The sequence below is a fragment of the Vandammella animalimorsus genome (genome assembly GCF_002288875.1).
Taxonomy (GTDB): Bacteria; Pseudomonadota; Gammaproteobacteria; order Burkholderiales; family Burkholderiaceae_C; genus Lampropedia; species Lampropedia animalimorsus.
Window position 1 is genome coordinate 12,666 of record NZ_NTBH01000003.1, and the last position, 19,039, is coordinate 31,704.

Sequence of the window (19,039 nt, forward strand, 5' to 3'; positions counted from 1 at the left end):
GGGCAAGCGCATGGATTTCTTTTTAGTTTGATTTTTCATGTTGAGCAATCGCGGACCACATAGCAGATCAATCCACAATAGAAGCGCGGTATTTCGGCATGTATCTGGATGCCACGCTGCGTGCCTCGAACTGAACTCTGTAATTAGGCCCGCGCCTCGATGGGCACGAACACCTGGTCTTCCGGGCCGACGTAATGGGCGCTGGGGCGGATGATCTTGTTGTCCACGCGCTGCTCGATCACGTGCGCGGCCCAGCCGCTGGTGCGGGCGATCACGAACAGTGGGGTGAACATGGCCGTGGGCACGCCCATCATGTGGTAGCTGACGGCGCTGAACCAGTCCAGGTTGGGGAACATTTTCTTGACCTCCCACATGACGGACTCCAGCCGCTCGGCAATGTCGTACATCTTGGTGGCGCCGGCCTCGTCCGACAGGCGCTTGGCCACGCCCTTGATGACCACGTTGCGCGGGTCGCTGACGGTGTAGACCGGGTGGCCGAAGCCGATCACCACCTCTTTGGCTTCCACGCGGCGGCGGATGTCGGCCTCGGCCTCGTCGGGGTTGTCGTAGCGTTTCTGGATTTCAAACGCCACCTCGTTGGCCCCGCCATGCTTGGGCCCGCGCAGCGCGCCAATGGCGCCGGCGATGCTGGAGTACATGTCGCTGCCCGTGCCTGCGATCACGCGCGCGGTGAAGGTGCTGGCGTTGAACTCGTGCTCGGCGTACAGGTTCAGCGAGGTGTGCATGGCGCGCACCCAGCTCGCGCTGGGTTTTGCGCCGTGCAGCAGGTGCAGGAAATGCCCGGCGATGGATTCGTCGTCCGTCTCCACCTCGATGCGGCGGCCCGAGTTGCTGAAGTGGTACCAGTACAGCAGCATGGAGCCCAGCGAGGCCAGCAGCCGGTCGGCAATGTCGCGCGCGCCGGGCAGGTTGTGGTCGTCCTTTTCCGGCAGCACGCAGCCCAGGGCGGACACGCCGGTGCGCATCACGTCCATGGGGTGGGCGCTGGCGGGCAGCTTTTCCAGCGCCTCCTTCACATTCGCGGGCAAGCCGCGCATGGCGCGCAGTCTGGCTTTGTAGGCCTTGAGCTCGGCCGCCGTGGGCAGCTTGCCATGCACCAGCAGGTGGGCGATTTCCTCGAACTCGCAGACCTCGGCCATGTCCAGGATGTCGTAGCCGCGGTAGTGCAAATCGTTGCCCGTGCGGCCCACGGTGCACAGCGCGGTGTTGCCCGCCGTCACGCCGGAGAGGGCGACGGATTTTTTGGGCTTGGTGGGGGCGGCGGTCGTGGGGTTCATGAAGAGGTCTCCTGGTTGATGTCAGCGCGGTCAATGGCAATGTGGCGGCCCTGGCCGTCGATCGCCACCATTTCGAAAATTCCCTTGAGCACCTCCTCGCGCGGCAGGCCGGGCGCTTCGGTCAAACCCTTGACGCACACAGTCATGGAGCTGCGGCCCACGCGGCTGACCCAGGCCAGCAGCGCCAGGCTATGGCCCACGGGGATGGGCTGGGCGAACTGGATGCCGCTGACCCCGGCCATCACCACTTCACGCTGTGCCAGGCTGCGTGCCGCCAGGAACGCAGCCTTGGCCATCAGTTGCAGCCCTTGGCCGGCAAACAGCGTGCCGTGGTGGTTGGCCATGGCCGGCAGTATCAGCTCATGCACTTCAGCGGTTCCGAGGGGTGTTGTCATAATTCGCAATTTACGCAAGAATCCCGCGCGACTCAACGACTGAAAAGGCGAATGATTGCGAACTAAAATCAGCCAATTTGCAAATATTGCGAATTGTCTGCCGAGGCCGTTGCAAGTGTTCGCCCCTTAAGCGATGAAAAAAACCTTCATGGGCGTCAAACTGCGCCGCCTGCGCGCAGAGCGCGGCCTGTCGCAAGTCGCGCTGGCCCAAACCCTGGGCCTGTCGCCCAGCTACCTGAACCAGCTGGAGCAGAACCAGCGGCCCCTGACCGTCTCCGTGTTGCTCAAGATCAGCCAGGCGCTGGGCGTGGATGTGCAGCACTTCTCCGAAGACGAGGAAATGCGCCTGGTGGCGGCGCTGCAGGATGCGCTGGCCGATGCGCCGCAGCCCGTCACCCTGCCCGAGCTGCGCGAACTTGTCGCGCAAATGCCCGCGCTGGCCCATGCCCTGCTGGCCTTGCACCGCCGCAGCGTGGATGCGCAGGCGCGCTGCGACGCGATGGCCCTGCGCCTGGGCGGAGACGAGCGCGCCCAGGCGCAGCCTGCTGCCGAGGCGGCCGCTGCCACGCCGCGCGCCATGCCTTTTGAAGTGGTGCGCGACTTCTTCTTTGCCCACCAAAACCACTTCGACACGCTGGATCGCGCCGCTGAGGGCCTGGCCGCGCAGGCGTGCAGTGCCGGCGGGCCTCTGCCCGCCTGGCTGGAGCAGCGCCTGCACCAGCGCCACGGCGTGCGCGTTTTGCGCAGCGATGCAGCACAAGAGCGCCAGCGCAGCTACGACCCCGCCCAGCGCATCCTGCACCTCTCAGCGGCGCTGGAGCCAGGCCAGCAAGCCTTCCAGTTGGGCACCCAGCTGGCGCTGCTGGAAATGAGCGAGGCGCTCGACGCTTTGGCCCACCCGGCGGCCCTGCAGCACGATGTCGCAGCGCAGCGCCTGGCGCGCATCGGTCTGGCCAACTACTTTGCCGGTGCGTTGCTGCTGCCCTATGCCCAGTTCCTGCAGGCGGCCGAAAACCTGCGCTACGACATCGACCTATTGGGCCAGCGCTTTGGCGTCGGCTTCGAAACTGTTTGCCACCGCCTCAGCACCCTGCAACGGCCAGGCGCGCCGGGCGTGCCCTTCTTCTTCGTGCGCGTGGACCGCGCCGGCAACATCAGCAAGCGCCAGTCGGCCACACACTTTCACTTCAGCCGCACCGGCGGCACCTGCCCGCTGTGGAACGTGTACGAGGCCTTCGCCCAGCCCGGACGCATCGTGCCGCAGCTGGCGCAAATGCCCGACGGCCGCACCTATCTGTGGGTGGCGCGTACCGTCTCGCGCGGCCGCCACGGCTGGGGCTCACCGCGCAAAACGTTTTCCATCGGCCTGGGTTGCGACATCCGTCATGCCTCCAGGCTGGTGTACGCCAAAGGGCTGGACTTGAAAGACCCCAGCGCCGCCATCCCCATCGGCATGGGCTGCAAGGTCTGCGAGCGCCCGCACTGCCCGCAGCGCGCCTTCCCCTACGTGGGCGAGGCCTTGCGCATCGACGAAAACCAAAGCCGCTTCTCGCCCTACGGTGTGGCCTGATGCGCCGTGGCTGGACACTGGTTTGCCAGGGCGCTTGCCAAGATGGGCGCGCGGCGCGCAAGCCAGATCCCATGCCTGAGGGGCCATTGCGCATAGCCTGGGTCGGCATTCAAGGTCTGTGCGGCATGGTGGGCCCAGTACGGGTCGAACAAGGCCTCGCGGCCAATGGCGATCAAATCGGCCTTGCCTTGCGTGAGTATGGCTTCTGCCTGATGGGCATCGACGATCATGCCCACGGCCTGGGTTTTGACATGGGCGTCGTGGCGAATCCGTTCGGAAAATGGGACTTGAAAACCCAATCCCCTGGGTACTGGCAAGGTGCGGGTTTCTTCCGTCAAGCCCCCGGACGAACAATCGATGACATCGACGCCGCAGGCAGCAAGCTCTTTGGCCAGCACGATCGAGTCCTCCAGGCTCCAGCCGCCCTCGCTGCCATCGACGGCGGAAATTCGGCAAAACAAGGGCTTGCCTGCTGGCCATATGGCACGTACTGCCCGCGCAATGTCCAGTGCCAATTTCATGCGCCCAGCCAAATTGCCACCCCACTCGTCACGGCGAAGGTTGGACAGCGGCGAGAGAAAGCTGGCGACCAGATAGCCATGGCCAAAGTGCAGCTCCACGGCATCGAAGCCTGCGGCGTTGGCGCGCCGGGTGGCATCGGCAAAGCTGCGCACGATGGCGGCAATGTCTTGCGCAGACAAGGCCTTTGGGGCCGTCCATCCAGGGCCTGCCGGCAGCTTGCTGGGGCCAAGACGCTCCCACGGATGGGCGTCGGCGGCCAACTGTGCATCTGATAATGCTGCCCCGCCTTCCCACAGTGGCTGGCTGCCCGCCTTTCGACCAGCGTGCGCCAGCTGTATCCCAATGGCTGCACCATTGCTGTGTACGAAGTCGACCAGTGTTTTCAATGGCTCGATCTGGCTGTCTTGCCATAGGCCCAGATCGGCGGTGCCGATTCGGCCTCGTGGATCCACGGCCGTGCTTTCGGTGAGGATCAGCCCGGCGCCGCCCAGGGCAAACTTGCCCAGATGCACCAGGTGCCAAGAAGTGGCATGGCCCGATTGGGCGGCATGCTGGCACATGGGTGAGATGACGATGCGGTTTTTCAGCTCCAGATCACGCAATTGGATGGGGTGGAAAAGAAGGGGTTGGGTTGGGTGCATGGCAATCACTTTCTTTGCTCAAGCGCAGTCCTTCAGGCCTCAGCCAATGGCCTGGGGCGTTGTTGGAGTTGCCAGGCGAGCAAGCCTGTCAGGACCACAAAGCCCGAGGAAGATATGAAAAACACCGTGGATAGACCGAGGCGGTCAACGATCCAGGCTGCGGCCATGATGCCTGCGGACTGGCCCACAAACAGCGTGCAGACAAACAGCGATACTGCCGTGCTGCGCACAGTCGGGGCCATTTGCGTGGCCTGGGTTTGCAGCGTGTTGTGTAGCGCATAAAAGCCCAATCCGGCAAGCCAGCAGGCGGGTACGAACCAGGCCCAGTGCGAGGCCCATGCCATGGCTGCCCAGGCTAGGCCAAGGCAGGCGCCGCCGAAGCAGGTTTGCGCGACCTCTCCACCGTGGTGCAGCAAACGGCAGGCGCAGCAGCTGTAGAACAGCCCGCCCAGTCCGTAAAAGGCAACGATGGCGCCTGCGGCCAGTGGCGTCATGTGAAAGCACGCCTGCATGTGCGCTGGGATGAAGGACAGGGCACCCAAAGCCAGCGCCCCTTCCAGACCTGTCACGATCAAAATCACTCTGGCCCAGGGATGGGATAGGACGTGTCTTATAGGGCGTTGGGTGCAATAGGCGCTGACCCCTGCCAGGGATTGGCCTGTGCTGGCGTTAGCGTCGGCCCGGACTCTTTGGCACAACGCCATGCCGCTGAGCAGGAAGGCCAAGCCCGTGGAGGCAAAGGCCAGGCGCCAATCGAACAGCGCGGCAGCCAGAGCGCCAAACAGCTGACCGAACATCATGCCGCACACCACTGCACCCGACAGTTTGGCCAGTGCCCCGGAGCGCTCGGAATAAGAAAAGTGGCTTCCCACCCATGCCATGGCCATGGGCACGATGCCCGCTGCGGTTGCACCCATGAGGATGCGACCAGCGACCAGCCATGCTAACGATGGCGCCAACGCTGCCGCCACACAGCCAATGGCACTGGCGCAACTGGCATAGCCCACCACCTGTACAGTGCCGTAGCGTTCTCCCATCAAGCCGTAGAAAAGCTGTAGCACGCCATAGGCCACGGCAAAGCCAGAGATGGCATAGCTGGCCTGCCCTGTGCTGACCCCAAAATCCTCGGCCAGTGCGGGCAGCATGGCGTCGCACAGCCGCATGGCCGCCATGCTGGTGAAAGCGCACACACCCAGTAGCCGGAACATGCTGAGCGAGCAATCAGGGGCTGTAGCTTGGTTTTCCCAAGCTGCCATGGCGAGGCTGCAGTGCTGGCTGGCGCGTCAACCCTCTAGGGCCCGCCACATTTCCAGATCGCGCTGCGCCGTCCAGATGCGCGGGTCGGGATATTGGGTGAGTTCGTCATAGCAGCGCGTGACATCGAATGGCATGCAGTGCTCGAAGATGACCCAGTGACCATATTTCGGCCGCAGCGCGGTCATGGTGTCCTGATAAATCGTTTTGAGATCCTTGCCGGCCTGCACGCCTTGTTGCACACAGGCGCGCACGTCGGTAATGAAGCTGCGCGTTTCCCCGATGCCTTGAGCGATCGTCTCTGGCGTCGTCAGCGCCGCACCCCGGCCTGGCACCAATGCCTGGGGCTGCAGTGTGGCCAGGCGATCGAGCGTTTGCGGCCAATCCTTGAAGTAGGCGTCGCCAGCGTAGGGCGTCGCACCGAATTCGACCAAATCCCCAGACAGCAAGGCCCGCTCCTGCGGCAGCCACACCACGGTATCGCCCTTGGTGTGGCCGCGCCCCAACTGCAGTAATTGCACCTCAAGCTTGCCAAGCCAGAGAGTCATCTTGCCCGTGAAGGTGATGGTGGGCCAAGTCATCCCGGGGGGCACAGTTTCTACCCCGGCGAACAGGCGTGGAAAACGGGCGATCTCGCTGGCCTTGTCCTGCTCGCCACGCTCAACGATCAGGTCGTAGGTGTCTTGGCTGGCCAGGACATGGTCTGCGCCGTAGGCACTGGCACCCAGCACGCGAACGGCGTGGTAGTGCGTGAGCACCACGTATCGAATGGGCTTGTCGGTGACTTGCCGGATACGGCGGATCACATCCTGAGCCATGGCGGGCGTGGCCTGTGTGTCTGCCACCAGCACGGCGTCATCGCCAATGATGACCCCGGTGTTGGGGTCGCCCTCGGCCGTGTAGGCCCAGGCGTGCTCTGAGATCTGGCTGAAGCTGACCTGCTTTGCATCCAGGTCGGCTTGTGAAGCAAATTGCTTAGTCTGGCTCATGGGTGTTCCTTGTTCAGTGCGTTGATGATTTCAGTGCGTGCCCAGGTAGGCTGCCTTGACCTTGGGGTTGTTCAGCAGTTCAGGCCCTGTGCCCTCTAGCGTGATGCGGCCGGTTTCAAGCACGTAGGCGCGGTCGGCCACGCCCAGGGCCTGCTTGGCCATTTGCTCCACCAGCAAAATGGTCAGGCCCGATGCACGCAACTGCTCGATGGCGTGGAAGATGTCCTGGATGACCAGCGGTGCCAGCCCAAGCGATGGTTCGTCAAGCAGCAGCAGTCGGGGTGCACTCATCAGTGCGCGCGAAATGGCCAGCATTTGCTGCTCTCCACCAGACAGCGTCCCGGACAGCTGGTGCTGGCGTTCGCGCAAGCGGGGAAAGCGCTGGAATTCGCGCTCCAGGTCGGCTTCAATCTGTGCCGTGTTTCTGCGGCGCGTGTAGCCACCCAGCAGCAGGTTTTCCCGCACCGTCTGGTCTGCAAAAACGCCACGCCCTTCAGGTGACATGGCGATGCCCAGCCCGACGCGCTCATGCGCCTTGACTTTGGTGATGTCGCTGCCATTGAAGCGGATGCGGCCTGCGGCAGCGGGCTCCAGGCCGCAAATGCATTTCAGCAGCGTGCTTTTGCCTGCGCCGTTGGCGCCAATGATCGTGACCACCTCACCGGCATGGACCTGCAGGTTGACGCCTTTGATGGCCTGGATCGCGCCGTAGGCCACTTGGACTGCTTCGAGTTTCAGCATATTGCCCCCCCTATTGCTCATGCCACGGTGGGGCTGGGCCCCGGCTCATCGATACCGAGATAGGCCTCAATGACACGGGGGTCGGCCTGTACTTGTGCAGGCTGCCCTTGTGCGATCTTGACGCCGTAGTCCAGCACGATCACATGGTCGGAGATCGACATGACCAGGTCCATGTGGTGCTCGACCATCAGAATGGTCACGCCATGCTGGCCAATGCGCACCAGCAGCTCGCCCAACTCCGCTGTCTCCTGAGGGTTCAAGCCGGCAGCGGGCTCATCGAGCAAGAGAAGCTGCGGCTGCGTGGCCAGGGCCCTGGCCAATTCAACGCGGCGCTGCAGGCCGTAGGGCAGGCTGGCCGCCCGATGGTGGGCCCAATGCAGCAGGCCCACCAGATCCAGCAGCTGCAGGGCCAAGGCTTGCGTGGCGGCTTCCTGCCGGATGGCGCTGGGCAAGGCCAGCAGCGAGGCAAAAAAACCGTTGCCCATGCGGCAGTGGTGCCCCAGCATCACATTGTCCAGAACCGATAAGTCGCCAAACAGCCGCAGGTTCTGGAAGGTGCGGCCCATGCCCATGCGGCAAATGGCATGTACCGGGTGCTCGGAGATCTCCTGCCCGAGAAAGCGGATCGAACCTGCACAGGGCTTGAGCAGGCCGGTGAGCATGTTGATCATGGTGCTCTTGCCAGCGCCATTGGGGCCGATCAAGGCGTGGATGTGCCCGCGCTGCAGATCAAAGGACACGTCCTGCGCGGGCTTGACGCCGCCAAAACTTTTGGTCACGCCCTGCGCAACCAGCAATGCGCTGTCGTGGTCCGTGTCAGATTGCAAGGGCGAGGTGTCGCCTTCTTGGTTGGCAGCAGGTGCGTCGGGCTTGGGCGCAAGCCACCTGGAGAACAGGCCCGCCACGCCGCCTGGCATCACGTAGAGCGCAAACAGCAGCAAAACGCCGTAGAGCAAGTGCTGCACCGATGGCCAGCGCGCCAGCATGGCATCGACCAATGTCAGCACCACGGCACCGATCAATGGGCCATATTGCGACCCGGGGCCACCAAAGAGCACCAGCAGCAAAATGAAGATCGACAGATGGAATGTGATGAAGTCCGAGTTGATGTACTGGTTTTGCTGGGCCACCAGAGCCCCTGCGATGCCACAGGTCACGGCCGCAATGACAAAGGCCATGACTTTGGCGCGATAGACCCGCACACCGACCGATGCAGCGGCGATCTCATCGGCCTGCAGCGATTGCAGGGCCCGGCCAAAGCGCCCCTGCAGCACATTGCGCAGCAGCCAATGCGTCAGTGCGCACAGGCCAATGCCCAGCCAAACCCATTGCTGCGAGGTCAGCGGCTGTGCATTCCAGGTCAAGGGCCTGATGCCATAAATCCCTTGTGCGCCGCCAAACACTTCGGTCCATTCGCTCACCAGCTTTTCCACCACGATGCCAAATGCCAGCGTCACCATGGCAAGGTATGGGCCTTTCACGCGCAGCGAAGGCAGGGCAATGAGCACGCCGCAAGCGGCTGATGCGCCTGCGGCAAGAACCAATGCAAACCATGGGTTGATGTCCGTGCGCGTGGTGAGCAGCGCCGCCGCGTATGCGCCTGCAGCAAACAGCCCAGCCTGCCCCAGGGATTTTTGCCCTGCATACCCCACCAGCACGTTCATGCCAGCAGCGCAGAGGTAGTAAACGCACATCATGAAGATGATGCGCAGGTAATAGTCGTTTTGCAGCAAAGCAATGAGGCCGGCCAGCGTGGCAGCCACCAGGGCCGTGCCCACCAAGTGTCGATAGCGCTTCATACTTTCTCCACCATCGCTTTGCCAAACAGCCCGGTTGGACGCAGCGCGAGCACCAGGATCACGAGAGCGAACACGGCCACTTCTCGCCACTGTGCAGACCAGAGGTTCACGAGTGACTCCAGCACGCCCAACGCAAAGCCGCCGATGACGCAGCCGCGGGGGTTGTTCAGCCCTCCGATGATCGCGCCTGAAAAGCCTTTGAGCCCTACGGCCAGGCCCAGGAACAGCGATGCCTGGGCGATCGGCGCCAGAAGAAAGCCCGACAGGCCCGCCAGTGCAGAGCTCATCACGAACGCGCCGGCCATCATCGCGTTGGTGTTGATGCCCATGAGGCTGGCCACTTGGCCATTGGCGGCCACTGCGCGCATGGCCTTGCCGGCCATGGTGTGGTTCATCACCCAGTCCAACCCCAGCGTGATGACTACGGCCACACCCAGCGTCAGCAGCTCTTGCGGGCGCACGCCAATTCCCAGCACGCGGATGACCGAATCACCCAAGGGGCTGGGCACGACCACAGGCTTGGGGCCCCAGATGGCCAGGCCGATGCTTTGCAAAATGACGCCAAAGCCCAGAGTGCTCATGACCCAGGCCATGCCGGGGCGACCCGCAAAGGGGCGCACGCCCACGATGTACAGCAGCCAGCCAAGAGCACCCATGACGCCCAGGGCGGCTGCCAAGGCCAATAGCTGGGCCCCTGTGCCAGGCTGCGTCTGGCCGAAGGTGGTTGAGGTCGCGGGCATGCCCAGCAGCAAGAACAAGGCGCTCATGCTGATGAATGCCCCTGCCGAGACGAACTCCCCATGCGCGAAGTTCAAGGTCTTGGTGGTCGTGAACGTGATGCTGAAACCCAGGGCAACCAGGGCGTATGCGCCGCCGACGGCCAAGCCGCTGAGAATGGATTGCAAGATCGCTTCTGTCATGGTTGACTCCAGAGCGAGGGTCCCGGGTGGCACGGTTACAACCCGGTGGCTTAGAGCATTTTTGTGGGTGCTTATTTCTTGAAGTCAGCGCTGCTCAGCGCTTCAATGACCGCATCCGAGTAGGGCGCGAGCTTGCCGTCCTTCCAGCGAATCCAGACGAAATCCTCGGCCTTCAAGGCTTCGTGATTTGTGGCGCTGAAAGGCTTTTCGTAGGTCTTGAGCAGGCCTTGCACGGGCGCTTGCAAATCCTCCAGCGCTTGGCGCACGGCCTTGCCGTCGGTGCTATCAGCCTGCCGGACTGCGGCGGCATACAGCATCACGGAGTCGTAGCCATGCAGGGCGAAGGAGAAGGAGCCGGGCGCCTTGAGCTTGGCCGAGATGCGCTCGAAGAGGGCCTGCTGCGCAGGGGTGTAGGCATCGGCCACCGTGCGCATGAAGATGGGTTTTTCTGCCAGGTTCTTGCCTGCGGCGTCATAGAAAGTGATGTTGTCGGCCGCCCAGGAGGTGAGTACCAGCGGGAAGTAATCGATCTTTTCCATGCTGCGCACCAATTGCGCGATTGGCGTGCCCTGTGCCCAGACCACCACCGTGTCCACGCCGGCTGACTTCATTTTGTTCAGCTGGGAAGTCATGTCCGTATCGCCCACGCCAAAACGCTCAGTCGCAGCAACGCTGATGCCTTGCAGCTTGGCAATCTCCTCCAGATCCTTGAGCCCGCCTTGCCCATAGCCCGTCGTCTCTGCCATCAAGCCGATGCGTTTGGATTGCTGCGCATTCTTTTTCACATAGGCCATCAGGGCTGCCACTTGTTCCCGGTCCACCATAGAAATGCGGAACATGTAGTTTTCGGCATTGGCGCCCATGGGCTTGGTGATGTCGGTGCCGGACGCCACATTGCCGATGACGGGAATCTTTTTCTGATTGGCAATGTGCTTCCAGGCCATGGCGTTGCCGGAGTTGGTTGGGCCGAATACGGCAGCCACCTTCTCGCGGTCGATCAATTCGCTCATGTTCTGAATCGACTTGGGAGGCGCCGAGGCGTCGTCACGGGTGATCAGCACCAGCTTTCTTCCCAATACGCCGCCTGCTGCGTTGAGATCCGCGATGGCGGCTTCCATACCCAGCACCGCCGCCTGCCCGCTTTGGGCAGAGGGCGATGCTGACAAATCCCCGTTGTAGCCCAGCTTGATGTCTTGTGCGCTGGCCATGGCCGTGGCCACCAAACCGGCTGTGAGCAAGGCTCGCTTGAAGAGTTGAGAAATGCGCATTGCTTGTCTCCTTGTTGGATGTTGTGATTCAAAGTGAACAGGCCCATGGGTCGAGAGCGCATCCCATGCACTAAGCGGCGAGGAATCCGCCGTCCACGGGCAAGGTGACGCCTGTGACATAACTGGCCATGTCCGAGGCGAGAAACACCACCGGACCCACCAGCTCCTGCGGTTGCCCGACACGGGCCATGGGTGTGCGCTGCATGAATGGGGCCAGGCGCTCGGGAGCGCCGCGCGTGTAGGCCGTCATTGGGGTGTCGATCACCCCGGGCGCAATCGCATTGACCCGTACGCCATGTCGAGCCAGCTCCACCGCCATGGCCTGGGTCATCAGCCTGACGGCGCCCTTGGATGGCGAATAACCCACCACATTGGGGATACCGACGCAAGAGGCGATGGAGGCTACGTTGATGACCACGCCCCGCCTGCGTTTGAGCGCGTCCAGCCAAGCCAGGGTCGGGAAAAAACTTCCCATCACGTTGACATTGAGCGTGCGCTGCAGGTTCGATGCGGCCTGCGGGCTGTCCAGACCTTCTCGAATGAGCATGCCGGCGTTGTTGACCAGGATGTCAATGTCGCCCACTTGCGCTGCCAGCGCTTGGCATTCGTCTTGAGAAGTCACGTCCAGCCTATGGGCCACTGCCTGAGCGCCTGTAGCATGAATTTGCGCTGCAACAGTCTGCGCGTTTTGGGCATCCAAATCCGTCACGATGACCTGAGCCCCCGCTTTTGCCAGGCCCTGCGCGATGGCTTGGCCATTGCCTTGGCCCGCTCCGGTGACGAGGGCAATGCGCCCATCGAGGATTCTGGGAGCCATGCATGCGGTGATTTCCATTGGGCCGCTCCTTGGATGCGCTGTTCAAGCGCTCGTGGGCAGTGCTGCCTGGTTGGCCAATGCCCGCCCGGCGATGTAGCCAAAGGTGAGGGCCGGGCCGAGCGTGATGCCCGCGCCGGGGTAATTTCCGCCCATGATGCTGGCGGCGTCGTTGCCGACCGCGAACAGCCCCCGCACAGGTTGCCCGTCTTTTTGCAAGACTCGGCAATGCTGGTCCGTGGCCAGACCGGCGAAAGTGCCAATGTCTCCGACAACGACCTGGATGGCATAGAACGGGCCATGCTGGATTGGCGCCATGCAAGGGTTTGGTTTGACCAGCGCATCGCCCTGGTAGCGGTTGTAGGCAGTGCTGCCTTTGGCGAATCGGGTGTCGGTGCCAGATATGGCATCGCGGTTGAATGCCTCGACCTCCTCTAGCAAGGCATCCGGGGGGACGCCGATGGCTTGCGCCAGCGCTTGCAGGCTGCCCCCCCGCTTGAGGTAGCCGCTTTTCAAATGCTTGCCAATGGGCAGCGGAAATGGAGCCACTGCGCCCATGCCGTATTCACGCAAATGCGCGTGGTCACACACCAGCCAGCAGTTCACAGCAGGGCTGCCGGCGCAGGCTTTCACCAAATCCTGGATGAAGTCATGGTAGGACAGGGCCTCATTGGTGAAGCGCCTGCCCTGGGCCGTGACGGCAATCACCCCCGGTTTGGCGCGATCGATGAAGTGCGGCATGACCCCATCGGTGCCATCCTTGCGCTTGACGATCGATGTAGGGCACCAGGCGGCGGCATTGGGGATGGTTGGGTCTACCCAGCCGCCGACGGATTCGCCAAGGCGCAAGCCATCGCCGGTATTGGGCGTTGGTGACGGAGTGAAATGCTCATGGCCGGTGGGCGCATGCGGGAACAATTGCTTGCGGCGCTCAATGTCATGGGGAAAGCCGCCGCAGGCGAGCACGACCCCACGGCGCACGCGCAGGTCTGTGGGCTGGCCCTCGCGAACCACCGTCGCGCCCACGACCCGACCTTGATCGGTGATGAGCTTTTGCGCTGGGCAGTTGAGCCAAACGGGGATGCCCAGATCCAGACCGGCCTTGAAGAGTCTGCCAGCCAGCGCATTGCCATTGGTCAGTGTCATGCCCCTGCCGTGCTGCAGCACGTCGGCGAAGTGCTTGCCAAAGCGCTTGGCGACATACCAGAAGGACTCCAATGACTTGAAGGCGCGCAGGAAATGCCAGAGCTCCTTGCCGGATCCCAGCATCATGCCGAACACCGTCAGCTCCGGCACGGGTGGTGCCAGTTGCGCGACGTGTTGCCCAAGTTCTCTGGCATCGAAAGGGCGCGTCACCATGGAGCGTCCACCGGGCTGACCGCCAGGTGCTTCGGCGTGATAGTCCGGAAACACAGCCGGCATGTCGAACTGGACGCAGGTGTTGTTCGTAAAAAAATCGATGGCCTGGGGCCCGTTCTCGATGAAGGCGGTCACGCGGTCGGCATCAAAGTGCGTCGTTGTCTCATGCTGCAAATAGCTGCGCGCAGCATCCACAGGCTCATGAATGCCTTGCTGCTTGGCCAGTTCGGTGCCAGGAATCCACAGCCAGCCGCCCGAGCGTGCCGTCGTGCCGCCATAGACGGGGGCTTTCTCCACGACCAATACCTTCAAGCCTTGGTGAGCAGCCGTGATGGCTGCTGACATACCGGAAGCGCCGGTGCCTATCACCAGAACGTCATACATGGATTCCTGCTCGCTCATTGCTTCATCCCTTGCCATCGCCGGTCATTCCTGGTTTGGTTGTATAAATTAGCTTAATACTAATCCATGTTTTATTTACTAATGGTTTACCCTTGATGTATGCACTTGATATTGTTTGATGTAATCGGCGGACTCGGGCTTGGTGTCAAAGCAGCGCACCGCAGCATTGGGGCCGGGAGGTTGGTGGCCGCAGAAAACGTGGCTGGGGGCTGTATATTGGCGCGGCAGTAGTGCCGTGCGCCAGCTGCGTCATGCAAGCGCGATGGATTCAACCCAACCGTTAGGAGAAAGGCATGCCTGCAGCCGATGCAGCAAGCAGTGGGCTCGCGCCCGAAAAAGGGCGCCGTGGCATTCAGTCGATCGAGGTCGGTGGGCAGCTGTTGCTGGCCCTTGGCGCCCAGGGCCGGCCGATGCCATTGAGGGAGTTGGCCAAGGCGGCGGACATGGCCCCGGGCAAGGCCCACCCCTATCTCGTGAGCTTTGCCAAGCTGGGCTTGGTTACGCAGGAGCCATCTACTGGCTATTACTGGCTCGGCCCGACGGCCATGCAGCTGGGCCTGGTGACTTTGCGCATGCTCAATCCCGTGCGCGAGGCCACGCCCTACGCACAGGCCCTGGCGCGGGAAACTGGTCACAGCGTTGGGCTGTCCGTTTGGGGCAATCAAGGGCCGACCATGGTGTTTCTCTTTGATGCGATCTATCCACTGCACACCAATATTCGCACCGGCACCGTCATGTCTTTGGCGGGCACGGCCACAGGGCGTTTGTTTGCTGCCTATCTGCCGGCCAAGCTGATCGAGGAATCACTGCTCGAAGATGAGCGTCGCCTTGGGCCGGACATTGCCAAACCGATTGATGCCGATGAGTTGCAGGAGATGCTCAAACAGGTGCGCAAGCACGGCGTCTCACGCGCCGTGAACAACCCCACCCCAGGAGTGTGTTCGTTTGCCGCGCCAGTGTTTGACTACTCCGGCAACATCGTGCTCGGTGTGACCTTGATGGGGCACACGCGCGCCTTTGACGTCCATTGGAATGGACCTCAGGCCAATGCTGTGCGGGCCTGTGCCCAGGAGGTTTCAAAGCGTCTGGGAAGCCCTGCGCACAGCTTGGCGCAAGCGAGCTCCAAGGCTGGGAGGGTATAGCCACCTTCGGTATGGCTTGCAAAGGCAGGCCGTGCCAACTGGCCCGGCTGTGCGGCTGCATGAGTCGGGATGTGCCTTGCAGATCTTCCCGAGCATCGTGGCTTTGAACCCAATCACCCCCAGAGCCGGATACGCAGGTAAACCTGCAGCAGCAACAGGCCCAGTGCGAAGCCCAGGCTGCCGTAGAGTAGCGATTGCAGCAGGCGGTTGGTGCGTTTTTGCTCTTCGATCAGGCGGCGCAGTTCCTGGTCGCGTTGTTGCACGCTGTGCTGCAGGAAGTCCTGCACCAGGCGCGGCAGGGCTGGGAGGATTTGCGCGTAGCGCGGCGCTTCATTGCGCAGTTCTTGCCATAGGCGCTTGGGGCCGACCTGATCGACCATCCACTTTTCCAGAAAGGGTTTGGCGGTGCTCCACAGGTCGAGGTCGGGGTCGAGTTGGCGGCCCAGGCCTTCGATGTTGAGCAGGGTTTTTTGCAGCAGCACCAGCTGCGGCTGGATTTCGACGTGAAAGCGCCGTGAGGTCTGGAACAGGCGCATCAGCACTACGCCCAGCGAGATTTCCTTGAGTGGGCGGTCGAAGTAGGGTTCGCAGACGGTGCGGATGGCTGCTTCAAGCTCGGCCACGCGGGTGTTGGCCGGCACCCAGCCGCTTTCGACGTGCAGTTCGGCAATGCGCTTGTAGTCACGGCGGAAGAAGGCGGTGAAGTTTTGCGCCAGGTATTCCTTGTCGAAGTCGGTCAGTGTGCCGACGATGCCGAAGTCCAGCGAGATGTAGCGCCCGAAGCTGCGCGGGTCGAGGCTGACCTGGATGTTGCCCGGGTGCATGTCGCCGTGGAAGAAGCCGTCGCGAAACACCTGGGTGAAGAAGATGGTCACGCCATCGCGCGCCAGTTGCGGCAGGTTGACGCCGTGCTGCCTGAGGGTTTCGGTTTGGCTGATGGGTACGCCCGTCATGCGCTGCATGACCATGACGTCGGTGTGGCAGTAGTCCCAGAAGACTTCGGGGATCAGCACCAGATCCAGCCCTTGCATGTTGCGCCGCAGCTGGGCGGCGTTGGCCGCTTCGCGCATCAGGTCGAGTTCGTCGTGCAGGTAGGTGTCGAATTCGGCCACGACTTCGCGCGGCTTGAGGCGCTTGCCATCGGCGGAGAGTTTTTCCAGCCAGCCGGCGAGCATGTGCATCAGCGCCAGGTCTTTCTCGATGACTTTGAGCATGCCCGGGCGCAGTACTTTGACGGCCACGTCATGGCTTTGGCCGTGCTTGTCCACCAGGGTGGCGAAATGCACCTGCGCGATGGAGGCGCTGGCCACGGGCTGGCGCTCGAAGCTGGTGAAGACGGCGTCGATGGGGCGGCCGAAGGCTTTTTCGATGATGGCTACGGCCAACTCGCTGTCAAACGGCGGCACGCGGTCTTGCAGCCGCGCCAGCTCGTCGGCAATGTCTGGCGGCATCAGGTCGCGCCGCGTGGAAAGAACCTGGCCGAATTTGACGAAGATCGGGCCAAGCTGCTCCAGCGCCAGGCGCAGCCGTTGGCCGCGCGGCGCCTGCAGATTGCGCCCGCGCGAGAGCAGGCGCACCAGCGTCTGCGCCCAGCTGCTGCGCAATTGGGTGAGCACCATTTCATCCAGGCCATAGCGCAATACCACCCAGACGATGGCCCAACCGCGTAGCAATTTGCTCATGGCGGTGCTGTCGGCGTTCAGGCTTGCGGCGCCTGGGTGGGCGCGGCGGGCGAGTCGGGTGAATTGGGCGCGGCCGCAGCCGGCGCTGGCGCATCGTTGGCGGGCCCGGTGCGCACGACGGCGACCGGATATTCGGCGGCATGGCCTTGGCCGGTGGCCGGTGCTGGGGCGGCGCCGGTGCCCGTGCGGCTGCTCAAGCCGCCCCAGGTGGCCAATGCGCCTTGGGCGAACTTGCGCAGCGCATCGGCCACGATGCGGCCCAGTTGCGCCAGCTTGTGCGCTGGCACATCGCCGACCAGGCGCGCCAGATCGTCTTCCACATCCCAGCGCACGTTGTCGATGACCCAGTTCAGCTCGCTGGCCAGGGCCACATCGCCGGCAATGCGGATCGGCGGGCGCTCGCCTTGGGCGGCGTGGCGGGCCAGTTGGCTGATGGAGGGCTCGGCCACCTCAACCAGCAGATCACTGCTTTGCTGGGTGCTGTCCAGGTCCAGCAGGCCTGCGGGCGTGATGCGCACCTGGCCGTTGAACTGGCGCCAGCTCAGGTAGATGGTTTTGCCCTGTTGCTTGGCCAGACGCTGCTGGGCCTGGGGCTCTTGCTGCAGCACGTGGTTGAGCAGCAGCACCATGCGGCGCTGCATTTCTTCGATCAGCCAGGCCGGCAGCGTGATGCTTTTGCCAATGCTGCTGGCGATGTTGCTCAGAAAAGAGAGTGGGGACTGTATTGCCATAGGCCCCGATTGTGCTTGAAGTTGGCCGCCATGCTGGGCCTTGCGGCTTTCTCGCGCGGCCACTGGCCCGGCCTTCGCAGGGCAAAAAAACCCGCCTGGCTGCGAAAGGGCGAGGCGGGTTTGGGCGTTTGCCCGTGCCGTGGGCTGGTCCCCCCGACAGGAATCGAACCTGTATCTAGCGCTTAGGAGGCGCTCGTTCTATCCATTGAACTACGGGGAGGGCCGGGCTCGGGCGCGGATTGTACTGGTCGCAGGCTCTGACACGGCCTCAGCCCAGCTGCAAGCGCTGGCGCGCAGCCTGGTACTCGCGCTCCAGCCGATCCACCAGGGCGGCGGTGGAGGTCACGGCCTTGATGGCGCCAATGCCCTGGCCGCAGCCCCAGATGTCGCGCCAAGCCTTGGTTTTCTGCGCCTGACCGTCGCTGGTAGTGGCAAAGCTCATGTCCTTCAAATTGCCTTCGGGCAGATTGTCTGGATCCAGCCCGGCATTGCGGATGCTGGGCGCCAGGTAATTGCCATGCACGCCAGTGAACAGGCTGGAATACACGATGTCGTCCGACGTGTGATCGACGATGGCCTGCTTATATTCCTGTGAAGCGTTGGCCTCATCGGTGGCGATGAATGCCGAGCCCATATAGGCAAAGTCCGCCCCCATGGCCTGGGCCGACAAAATCGCATCGCCCGTAGCCATGGCGCCCGACAGCGCCAAAGGCCCGTCAAACCATTCGCGGATTTCCTGCACCAGGGCAAATGGGCTTTTCACGCCCGCATGACCGCCAGCGCCGGCAGCCACGGCGATCAGCCCATCGGCGCCTTTTTCAATGGCCTTTTTGGCAAAGGCGTTGTTGATCACATCGTGCAACACGATGCCGCCATAGCTGTGCGCTGCTTCATTGATTTCAGGGCGCGCGCCCAGCGAGGTAATCACGATGGGCACGCGGTACTTGACCAGCAACTCCATATCCTGCTCAAGCCGGTTGTTGCTTTTGTGGACGATCTGATTGATGGCAAAGGGCGCGGCCGGGCGCTCAGGGTTTTTGGCATTGTGCTCGGCGATGCCCTCGGTAATCTCCTTGAGCCAATCTTCCAGCACTGAAGCGGGCCGGGCATTGAGCGCCGGCATGGAGCCCACGATGCCCGCCTTGCATTGGGCCAGCACCAACTTGGGGTTGCTGATAATGAACAAAGGCGAGCCAATGACGGGCAGGCGCAGATTCTGCAAAACAGCGGGAATACGTGACATAAAAATCCTTGAATCGACAAAAAGCCATTTGGCGATGGGCCTGGTGGACGGCTGTGTGCTGCTGCGTGGCAGGTGGGCAGGCGCGGGCCAGGATTGGCCACTGATTCTAGAGCCACTCGCCTTGCCAGCCGTATGCATGGCTTGCAGCCCATGCGACAGCGCCAGATGAGCTGGGATGGGCCTGTTGGGCCATGGGGCGCTCATGCCTCATGTCAAAGCGGACTGCAACTGCGGGCATGGCAGGCGTTTGCCTTGTGCTGGTTGCGAGA

General features: G+C 62.7%; 16 protein-coding genes and 1 tRNA gene. 2 read left to right on the forward strand and 15 right to left on the reverse strand.

All coding sequences use genetic code 11. The annotated features are described in order from the left end of the window. Positions 1 to 143: 143 nt before the first annotated feature. Together prpC and CLI93_RS05635 are read right to left on the reverse strand one after the other, a co-directional pair. The gene (gene prpC / locus CLI93_RS05630) at positions 144 to 1,298 is read right to left on the reverse strand and encodes a bifunctional 2-methylcitrate synthase/citrate synthase (RefSeq protein WP_095543149.1); all 1,155 of its coding nucleotides are present in this window, start codon (positions 1,296 to 1,298) and stop codon (positions 144 to 146) included. Beyond that, the gene (locus CLI93_RS05635; RefSeq protein WP_095543148.1) at positions 1,295 to 1,693 is read right to left on the reverse strand and encodes an acyl-CoA thioesterase; all 399 of its coding nucleotides are present in this window, start codon (positions 1,691 to 1,693) and stop codon (positions 1,295 to 1,297) included. Before CLI93_RS05635 ends, prpC begins: the two co-directional genes overlap by 4 nt. A 133-nt stretch (positions 1,694 to 1,826) precedes the next feature. On the opposite strand from CLI93_RS05635, the gene CLI93_RS05640 reads away from it, so the two are divergent. Beyond that, positions 1,827 to 3,263, forward strand: coding sequence for a short-chain fatty acyl-CoA regulator family protein (locus tag CLI93_RS05640; RefSeq protein WP_095543147.1), 1,437 nt, complete (start codon positions 1,827 to 1,829; stop codon positions 3,261 to 3,263). Here the strand turns inward: CLI93_RS05640 and CLI93_RS05645 are convergent. From CLI93_RS05645 to CLI93_RS05685, 9 genes are all read right to left on the reverse strand, one after another. Next, positions 3,248 to 4,426: an NADH:flavin oxidoreductase/NADH oxidase gene (locus CLI93_RS05645; protein WP_095543146.1), complete on the reverse strand. Its 1,179-nt coding sequence runs from the start codon at positions 4,424 to 4,426 to the stop codon at positions 3,248 to 3,250. The two genes, CLI93_RS05640 and CLI93_RS05645, sit on opposite strands and share 16 nt — an antisense overlap. Before the next feature lie 32 nt (positions 4,427 to 4,458). Continuing rightward, on the reverse strand, positions 4,459 to 5,634 hold the full coding sequence (locus tag CLI93_RS05650) for an MFS transporter (protein ID WP_172424328.1): 1,176 nt from the start codon (positions 5,632 to 5,634) through the stop codon (positions 4,459 to 4,461). A 75-nt stretch (positions 5,635 to 5,709) separates the two neighbouring features. Then, a complete protein-coding gene (locus tag CLI93_RS05655) occupies positions 5,710 to 6,669 on the reverse strand; it encodes an MBL fold metallo-hydrolase (RefSeq protein ID WP_095543144.1) in 960 nt (319 codons plus the stop codon). A 30-nt stretch (positions 6,670 to 6,699) separates the two neighbouring features. Then, entirely contained in the window at positions 6,700 to 7,410 is a 711-nt protein-coding gene (locus CLI93_RS05660) for an ABC transporter ATP-binding protein (RefSeq protein WP_095543143.1), read from the reverse strand. Between the two features lie 17 nt (positions 7,411 to 7,427). Continuing rightward, a complete protein-coding gene (locus CLI93_RS05665; RefSeq protein ID WP_095543142.1) occupies positions 7,428 to 9,209 on the reverse strand; it encodes a branched-chain amino acid ABC transporter ATP-binding protein/permease in 1,782 nt (593 codons plus the stop codon). Continuing rightward, positions 9,206 to 10,129: a branched-chain amino acid ABC transporter permease gene (locus tag CLI93_RS05670; protein WP_095543141.1), complete on the reverse strand. Its 924-nt coding sequence runs from the start codon at positions 10,127 to 10,129 to the stop codon at positions 9,206 to 9,208. The genes CLI93_RS05665 and CLI93_RS05670 overlap by 4 nt, the downstream gene beginning before the upstream one ends. A gap of 71 nt (positions 10,130 to 10,200) precedes the next feature. Next, positions 10,201 to 11,397 (reverse strand): ABC transporter substrate-binding protein, encoded by a 1,197-nt coding sequence (locus tag CLI93_RS05675; protein ID WP_095543140.1) that lies wholly within the window; start codon positions 11,395 to 11,397, stop codon positions 10,201 to 10,203. A 70-nt stretch (positions 11,398 to 11,467) separates the two neighbouring features. Further along, positions 11,468 to 12,232, reverse strand: coding sequence for an SDR family NAD(P)-dependent oxidoreductase (locus tag CLI93_RS05680; RefSeq protein WP_238945889.1), 765 nt, complete (start codon positions 12,230 to 12,232; stop codon positions 11,468 to 11,470). 24 nt (positions 12,233 to 12,256) lie between these two features. Next, positions 12,257 to 13,972 carry an FAD-dependent oxidoreductase gene (locus CLI93_RS05685; protein ID WP_095543139.1) on the reverse strand — a complete coding sequence of 572 codons (1,716 nt, stop codon included), beginning with the start codon at positions 13,970 to 13,972 and terminating at the stop codon, positions 12,257 to 12,259. A 293-nt stretch (positions 13,973 to 14,265) separates the two neighbouring features. Here CLI93_RS05685 and CLI93_RS05690 point away from each other — a divergent pair, with 293 nt between their 5' ends. Then, on the forward strand, positions 14,266 to 15,114 hold the full coding sequence (locus CLI93_RS05690; protein ID WP_095543138.1) for an IclR family transcriptional regulator: 849 nt from the start codon (positions 14,266 to 14,268) through the stop codon (positions 15,112 to 15,114). A 113-nt stretch (positions 15,115 to 15,227) separates the two neighbouring features. On the opposite strand, the gene ubiB is transcribed toward CLI93_RS05690, so the two are convergent. The 4 genes from ubiB to CLI93_RS05710 all read right to left on the reverse strand — a co-directional run bounded on the left by ubiB (position 15,228) and on the right by CLI93_RS05710 (position 18,770). Further along, positions 15,228 to 16,796 (reverse strand): ubiquinone biosynthesis regulatory protein kinase UbiB, encoded by a 1,569-nt coding sequence (gene ubiB / locus CLI93_RS05695; RefSeq protein ID WP_095543137.1) that lies wholly within the window; start codon positions 16,794 to 16,796, stop codon positions 15,228 to 15,230. Between the two features lie 17 nt (positions 16,797 to 16,813). Then, positions 16,814 to 17,527, reverse strand: a complete 714-nt coding sequence (locus CLI93_RS05700) for a hypothetical protein (RefSeq protein ID WP_238945887.1) — start codon at positions 17,525 to 17,527, stop codon at positions 16,814 to 16,816. Positions 17,528 to 17,672: 145 nt separating this feature from the next. After that, positions 17,673 to 17,747, reverse strand: a tRNA-Arg gene (locus tag CLI93_RS05705). A 48-nt stretch (positions 17,748 to 17,795) separates the two neighbouring features. Further along, positions 17,796 to 18,770 carry an NAD(P)H-dependent flavin oxidoreductase gene (locus CLI93_RS05710; protein ID WP_095543136.1) on the reverse strand — a complete coding sequence of 325 codons (975 nt, stop codon included), beginning with the start codon at positions 18,768 to 18,770 and terminating at the stop codon, positions 17,796 to 17,798. Between the last annotated feature and the right edge of the window lie 269 nt (positions 18,771 to 19,039).